Origin of the sequence: Duganella sp. CF402 (assembly GCF_900109645.1) — a bacterium.
GTDB lineage: Bacteria > Pseudomonadota > Gammaproteobacteria > Burkholderiales > Burkholderiaceae_D > Rugamonas.
Genome location: NZ_FOBG01000001.1, coordinates 2,145,834 through 2,151,956 on the forward strand (window position 1 = coordinate 2,145,834; position 6,123 = coordinate 2,151,956).

At 59.4% G+C, this 6,123-nt stretch carries 7 protein-coding genes and 4 tRNA genes; 1 reads left to right on the forward strand and 10 read right to left on the reverse strand.

All coding sequences use genetic code 11. The annotated features are described in order from the left end of the window. Positions 1 to 100: 100 nt before the first annotated feature. From BMZ70_RS09585 to BMZ70_RS29195, 6 genes are all read right to left on the reverse strand, one after another. Entirely contained in the window at positions 101 to 676 is a 576-nt protein-coding gene (locus tag BMZ70_RS09585; protein ID WP_092272913.1) for an elongation factor P, read from the reverse strand. A 113-nt stretch (positions 677 to 789) separates the two neighbouring features. Further along, positions 790 to 1,926, reverse strand: coding sequence for an elongation factor P maturation arginine rhamnosyltransferase EarP (gene earP, locus BMZ70_RS09590; RefSeq protein WP_092272916.1), 1,137 nt, complete (start codon positions 1,924 to 1,926; stop codon positions 790 to 792). A 79-nt stretch (positions 1,927 to 2,005) separates the two neighbouring features. Continuing rightward, a tRNA-Glu gene (locus BMZ70_RS09595) sits at positions 2,006 to 2,081 on the reverse strand. A gap of 47 nt (positions 2,082 to 2,128) precedes the next feature. Next, positions 2,129 to 2,204 (reverse strand) — tRNA-Glu (locus tag BMZ70_RS09600). Positions 2,205 to 2,252: 48 nt separating this feature from the next. Continuing rightward, positions 2,253 to 2,328, reverse strand: a tRNA-Glu gene (locus BMZ70_RS09605). Between the two features lie 113 nt (positions 2,329 to 2,441). Beyond that, a complete protein-coding gene (locus BMZ70_RS29195; protein ID WP_092272919.1) occupies positions 2,442 to 3,971 on the reverse strand; it encodes a methyl-accepting chemotaxis protein in 1,530 nt (509 codons plus the stop codon). A 123-nt stretch (positions 3,972 to 4,094) separates the two neighbouring features. On the opposite strand from BMZ70_RS29195, the gene BMZ70_RS09615 reads away from it, so the two are divergent. Then, on the forward strand, positions 4,095 to 4,520 hold the full coding sequence (locus BMZ70_RS09615; protein WP_092272922.1) for a hypothetical protein: 426 nt from the start codon (positions 4,095 to 4,097) through the stop codon (positions 4,518 to 4,520). 59 nt (positions 4,521 to 4,579) lie between these two features. Here BMZ70_RS09615 and BMZ70_RS09620 read toward each other — a convergent pair whose 3' ends face one another. From BMZ70_RS09620 to BMZ70_RS09635, 4 genes are all read right to left on the reverse strand, one after another. Continuing rightward, positions 4,580 to 5,164 carry a hypothetical protein gene (locus tag BMZ70_RS09620; RefSeq protein WP_130300821.1) on the reverse strand — a complete coding sequence of 195 codons (585 nt, stop codon included), beginning with the start codon at positions 5,162 to 5,164 and terminating at the stop codon, positions 4,580 to 4,582. Between the two features lie 62 nt (positions 5,165 to 5,226). After that, entirely contained in the window at positions 5,227 to 5,541 is a 315-nt protein-coding gene (locus BMZ70_RS09625; RefSeq protein ID WP_092272928.1) for a hypothetical protein, read from the reverse strand. Between the two features lie 129 nt (positions 5,542 to 5,670). Then, positions 5,671 to 5,916, reverse strand: a complete 246-nt coding sequence (locus BMZ70_RS29305) for a serine hydrolase (protein ID WP_092272931.1) — start codon at positions 5,914 to 5,916, stop codon at positions 5,671 to 5,673. Positions 5,917 to 6,046: 130 nt separating this feature from the next. After that, positions 6,047 to 6,122 (reverse strand) — tRNA-Glu (locus BMZ70_RS09635). Position 6,123: the final 1 nt, after the last annotated feature.

Below are 6,123 nucleotides of genomic sequence, written 5' to 3' on the forward strand. Positions count from 1 at the left end.
ATAAATAAATATAGCAGCAGCTTATAACTTTTGCCACAAAAATGGTAAAAAAAAAGCACGCCGGCTTGCGCGGGCGTGCCTCTTATTAAAAAGTTATCGCTTAGCCGCGAACAACTTTCTTGAATTCGTTGGTACGGCTGTCGATTTCGATCACGTCGTCTTGCGACACGAACAGTGGCACCTGGATGGTGAACTGCTTGGCTTCGATGGCGTTTTCCAGTTTGGCTTCCTTGGTCACGTTACCCGAGGTGTTGCCTTTAACTGCTGGCTCCGAGTAGATGATCTTGCGCTGGATGGTGGTTGGCAGTTCAACCGAGATCGCTTTGCCGTCGTAGAACACGGCTTCGCATTCCATGCCGTCTTTCAGGTAGTTCAGGGCGTCGCCCAGGTTTTCTTCTTCGATTTCGTACTGTTCGTAGTCAGCATCCATGAACACGTACAGTGGGTCGGCGAAGTACGAGTAGGTCACTGGCTTCTTGTCCAGAACCACTACGTCGAACTTGTCGTCACCGCGGAACACGCTTTCGAATGGAGCGTTGGTCAGCAGGTTCTTCATTTTCCACTTGTAGGTGAAGCCGGTGCGGCTCGAACCGTTGACGTCGGAACGCAGGACGATGAATGGCTTAGCGTCAACCATGATGATGTTGCCGACGCGAATTTCTTTTGCTGGTTTCATAGCGATTTTACTTAATAAGGTGGTTGCGTAAAGATCATCGTCGCCTGACGTTTGATCGAAAAAAAGCCGTACAGAGCTAAACCCGGCATTGTACCTGTTTTTTAGCCAAGCGCCTATCTCAGCGTGGCGGCAAATGCCAGCAGATTGGTGGCCAGGTCGCCGTGCGCCAGCATTTGCTGCTGCCATGCAGCGGCGCGGGCCGTGGCGGCGCCGGTTTCGGCCGCCAGCGCAGCCCAGGAGGCCGCCCAGTTGTCAGGTTCACCATGCACCGGGGCGCCGTTCCAGCGCAGCGCGAACCCGGCCAGCCCGGGAAGTTCGTCGGCGTAGCGCTGCAGGAAGGCGCGCAGTTTCTTGTGATGCAGGTTTTCGTCCTGCGGGTAGATGTGCCAGATAAAGGGCTTGCCGGCCCACTGCGCGCGCACGAAGGAATCCTCGCCGCGCACGAAGTTGAGGTCGCAGGCCCACAGCAGCTTGTCGTAGTCCGGCTGCGGCACGAACGGCAGCACCCGCACCGTCAGCGCGCCGTGCGTGGCAACGCTGCCCGCCCCGCCTTCGCCGCCGGTGAAGGCCCGCACCGCGTCGGCCGCCACGCCCTCCGGCACCAGACAGGTGATGGGCTGAGCGTTGCTTTGCCACACCTCGAACATGGCCGACACCGGCGCATGCGGGTAGCAGAACAGCGAGATCTTGGTGGCTGCGATTTCGGTCTCGCTCAGGCCCAGCTGATGCAGGAATGGCGCCGGCTGGAACTGCAAGCGCTGCTGTTCCAGTTCGGCCTCGCGCAGCAGGCCGCCGGTCTTGTCGGTGAAGCCGGGGAAGAAGAAATACTTCATCATCGAGCGCGGCTGCATCGACGGCATCCGGTGGCAGCCCTCCACCCACTCCTCGGCCGTCAGGCCTTCCAGGTTGAACCACACCGGGCGCGGCTCGCCCTGGGCCATCGCATCGATGTAGCCGGGCGGGAGATCGACCGCGAAGAACTCGATCACAATATCGGCCACCTCTTCCTTGCCGTAGACGCCGTCCTGGCCGCGCCAATGGCGTACGGTCACGCCATCCACTGCCTGGCGTTCGGCCGCCGTGTCGACCGGTGGGCAGATGCGCTGGAAGCTGGCCAGATCGTCCACGAACAAAGTTACCGCCAGCCCATGTTCGCGCACCAGCTGCTTGGCCAGGCGCCAGCAAATACCGATATCGCCGTAGTTGTCGACAACACGGCAGAACAGATCGAGGCGGCGGAATGGGGTCATGACGGGCAAGCAGAAAAATCGAGGCTGGATGATACCTGAGAAATGCAAAAAGCCGCACAAGGCGGCTTTTTGCATGATTTGGCGTCCCCACGGGGATTCGAACCCCGGTACTCACCGTGAAAGGGTGATGTCCTAGGCCTCTAGACGATGGGGACAGAAACTGTCCGTACTGGCCTTGTGCTGCTTGATTTGGAAATGTATTTGGCGTCCCCACGGGGATTCGAACCCCGGTACTCACCGTGAAAGGGTGATGTCCTAGGCCTCTAGACGATGGGGACAGAAACTGTCCGTACTGGCCTTGTGCTGCTTGATTTGGAAATGTCTTTTGGCGTCCCCACGGGGATTCGAACCCCGGTACTCACCGTGAAAGGGTGATGTCCTAGGCCTCTAGACGATGGGGACATTTCCAAGGCGCGTATTATGGCAGCGCTCTTCCCCGAACGCAATAGCAAACCCTTGTTTTTGCTGAAAAATCACAGCAAGATTGGCAGGCCTGCAACGTATTCGCGCCATCCTCAGTAACGCGCGCGCTTCAGCTCGAAAACATCGACCACTTTCGCCAGGCCAGCCGCCTGTTCGCGCATCGCGCCTGCCGCTGCGGCGGACTGCTGCACCAATGCCGCATTCTGCTGCGTCACCTGGTCCATATCGCCGATGGCATGATTGACCTGCTCGATACCGGCACGCTGCTCCTGGCTGGCGTGGCTGATCTCCGCAATGATGTCGCTGACACGGCTGACACTGCCCACCAGCTCAGTCATGGTCGCGCCTGCGCGGTCAACCAGTACGCCACCCTGCTCGATCTGTTCGCTGGACGCCTCGATCAGGCCCTTGATCTGGCGCGCCGCCTCGGCGCTGCGCTGTGCCAAAGTACGCACCTCGCCCGCCACCACAGCGAAGCCTCGCCCCTGCTCGCCGGCGCGCGCCGCTTCAACTGCCGCATTCAAGGCCAGGATATTGGTTTGGAAAGCGATGCCATCAATCGTGGCGATGATGGTGCCCATCTCCTGCCCCGCCTTCTGGATGCCGGACATGGTGGCCACCACCTGCGCCACCGCCTCGCCGCCGCGCTGCGCCACGGCGGCCGCCCCTGCCGCCAGTTCGCGCGCCTGATCGGCGTTGTCGGCATTCTGGCGCACGGTGGCCGTGAGTTCTTCGATCGACGCGGCGGTCTCTTCGAGCACGCCCGCCTGCTGCTCGGTGCGCGCCGACAGGTCGGCATTGCCGGCCTCGATCTCCGCCGACGCCGCCACAATCGCCTCGGTACCGCCGCGCACCTGGGTGACGATGCGGTGCAAGCTAGCGGTCATCTCGCCGAGCGCGGTCAGTATCTGGCCCAGTTCGTCTGGACGTGGAGGCGGCTTGCGGCCGCTGAGATCGCCACGCGTAATCGCTTGCGCCACTGCCAGCGCACGCTGTAGCGGGTTAATGATGGCGCGGCTCAGCGCCAGGCTGGCCGCCACCACCACCGCAGCCAGCACCAGCATCAGCACCGTCGTCACCGTGACCGTGTGCGAACCGCTCGCCGCTGCTTCTTCGGTGATCGCGGCGCTGGACTTGGTCAGCAGGCCGATGCTTTCCGCCAGCAGGTTGGCTGGCTCGACATCGATGCCGCGCACGCTGGCATCCGCTGCCGCTGGGCCGCCATCGGCCAGCATGGCGCGCGCTGCGGTGTAGCGTGCGCGCTGCTGCGCGTGCAGCTCGACAAAGCGCGTCATGGTGCGGCGCGCATCGCCATCCAGTTGCGCCAACACGGCGCGCGCCTTGCTATCGACCTCCGCCTCGGCCGCCAGATAAGCACTCCACTCCTGTTGTTGAGAAGCCGCATCGGCGGACCGCAGCAGCATATTTTTCCAATGCAGCACTTCTGCCTTGTAAGCGACGGCGATATAGCCGACCGCGCGTTCGCGGGCAAAGTTGTCCTGCACCGTGTTGCCGGAGTCGACAACGACGCGATTCAGACTGTAAATACCGGTGAGTCCGGCCACTATCGCCACCAGCAGGACGGCAATAAACGCGAGGGGGAGTTTGAGGCTGAGTTTCATAGCAAGCGCGACGATGGGAAAACAACAAGTATGACGGCGGGCTGAACAAGAAGGAAGAGGGAATCGAAAAATTCCAATACCATCAGAGCACGCACGTATTTCCGTGCTCGCTGGGAGTTCGTCATGAAAAAAATACTGTTTTCAGCCGTACTTGCTTTGTCTTGCTGCTTCTCTGCCCATGCCCAAACGCCGCCTGCCAAGGCGGACACCGTTACCGCCACCTGCAAAGATGGCACGCCATACAGCGGCGCGACCTTGAAAGGCGCCTGCCGCGGACATGGCGGCGTCGACAAGAAAGCCGGCGCTGCCGCGCCAGCAGCCGCGCCCGCCCCTGCCGCAGCACCGGCGCCCGCAATGAAACCAGCGAAAGCCGCAGCACAGGCAACGGCCGGTGGCGGCTCAGGCAAAGTCTGGGTCAATACGGATTCGAAGGTATATCACTGCCCGGGCGGCCGCTGGTACGGCAAGACCAAGGCCGGCGAATACATGAGCGAATCGGAAGCAGTCGCCAAAGGCAACCGCGCCGATCACGGCAAAGCCTGCGCTTAAGACATAAAAAAAAGCCGCTTCATCGCGGCTTTTAATTCTTCAGGTGCGCTGCGCTCCAGTCACCAGAACTTCCACCACGCTTTCGCAACAGGCGGCGGCTTGCCATAGTGATTAAAGCTGGTCTTGTAATTCCAGTCATCCCAAGGAGCGAAGCCAAAGCTGGCGTTCGTCACCTCTGCCAGCAAATACGCCGTGACGTAAGACTCCGATGCCACCTCGCAGGTTTTCAGATTGCGGTAGACCGGGGGCTCGCCCTCTTCCTCAACAAACGGCTCCGCCTGCAGCCACGGCAACTCATATGCATCCGGCACGCCGTGATCCGTTGTCTTGTCCTGCGTATGGACTCGCGAGCGAACCGTGACGCCATCTTTGATGATGGCGTAGCCGAACGAGTCGCCTGATTCGTAATGGCAGAAAACAAGCACCAGCTCCGGCGCCCCGAGTGCCGCAAACACGGCAGGCTCCAGCGCCTGACCCTCAAACAGAATTTTCCCGGCTATCTCGCCGTTATAAAGAAAGGTCACACCATTCTTCGATTCGACTGCGACATTGCCAGGCAAGCGGATATCAAGAGACTTTTGTGTTTCGGATGATTGGATAGGACTACTTCCAAACACCACCTGCACCAGCTCTTGCTCGTGCAAGGTTGAAGCGCCCGGCCGAAATGCCATTCCCGCTGTAGATAAACCCAAACTCGACTCCCAAATCAGGTTGCGCTAGCGCCGCGCAGCCAGATGTATTTGTTTTTCCAAAGCGTGATGTAGAACAAGGCCAGGAATGGCGAGGCATTCGGCCCGCATTCCAGTGTCACCGCTTGCTCAGCACCGACGTCGACATCGAATTCCTGCGAGTTGCACCAGTCGATTTTCATCTGCACCACATGCCTTCCGGGCTCGACCTCGATCTCAACTGCGGCGCCATTCGACACACTGGCAACTTCCTTGCCGTCGACGAGAATGCTGTATCTACGCGCCCTGTCCTGCCACAGCGCTTTCTTGCGCTTGATAATAATTTTTGCCATTCAAAATTCTTTCAATTTGCGATACCGTGCAGGATAGCATGTTGCAAGAATGACAGCAAAGGCGGAGCTCAGGGTGCGGCGATGTTGCGCTGATCCAGCTCCAATGCCACCGTATTGGCCAGCTTCACTTCATGCAAGCTGGCATAGAGTTCGCAGTAATCCGGTGAACGTTTTGGTCAGCGACGCGATGGGATAAATAGTCCGGTCATCCGGCTTGCTTGCCTTACCGAAATGGTAGCCATAAGATTTACCGGCATGGATAACTCCGACCGACAGCCCAACCACCTGCGGCGCCGCCATGTACTCGGCGGAAGCCTGCGCTACGACGCCATCGACACTCGCCCAGACCAGATTGCCCGCAAACAGGCACGACATCTGAATGGAAAAAAGCGAGTGTAGAAAAAAGGCGGGGACAGGTACGATTTTTGAGATAAACCGTCGAAAACGATGACCAAAATGCAAAAAAGCCGCTTCATGGCGGCTTGATCAATTATTTACGCTGTTTTGGCGTCCCCACGGGGATTCGAACCCCGGTACTCACCGTGAAAGGGTGATGTCCTAGGCCTCTAGACGATGGGGACC

Bases quoted from the DNA above. Each gene is read 5' to 3' on its own strand.
- earP (WP_092272916.1), bottom strand. From the start codon at position 1,926: ATGACCCCATTCCGCCGCCTCGATCTGTTCTGCCGTGTTGTCGACAAC.
- BMZ70_RS29195 (WP_092272919.1), bottom strand. From the start codon at position 3,971: ATGAAACTCAGCCTCAAACTCCCCCTCGCGTTTATTGCCGTCCTGCTG.
- BMZ70_RS09585 (WP_092272913.1), bottom strand. From the start codon at position 676: ATGAAACCAGCAAAAGAAATTCGCGTCGGCAACATCATCATGGTTGAC.
- BMZ70_RS09625 (WP_092272928.1), bottom strand. From the start codon at position 5,541: ATGGCAAAAATTATTATCAAGCGCAAGAAAGCGCTGTGGCAGGACAGG.
- BMZ70_RS29305 (WP_092272931.1), bottom strand. From the start codon at position 5,916: ATGTCGTGCCTGTTTGCGGGCAATCTGGTCTGGGCGAGTGTCGATGGC.
- BMZ70_RS09615 (WP_092272922.1), top strand. From the start codon at position 4,095: ATGAAAAAAATACTGTTTTCAGCCGTACTTGCTTTGTCTTGCTGCTTC.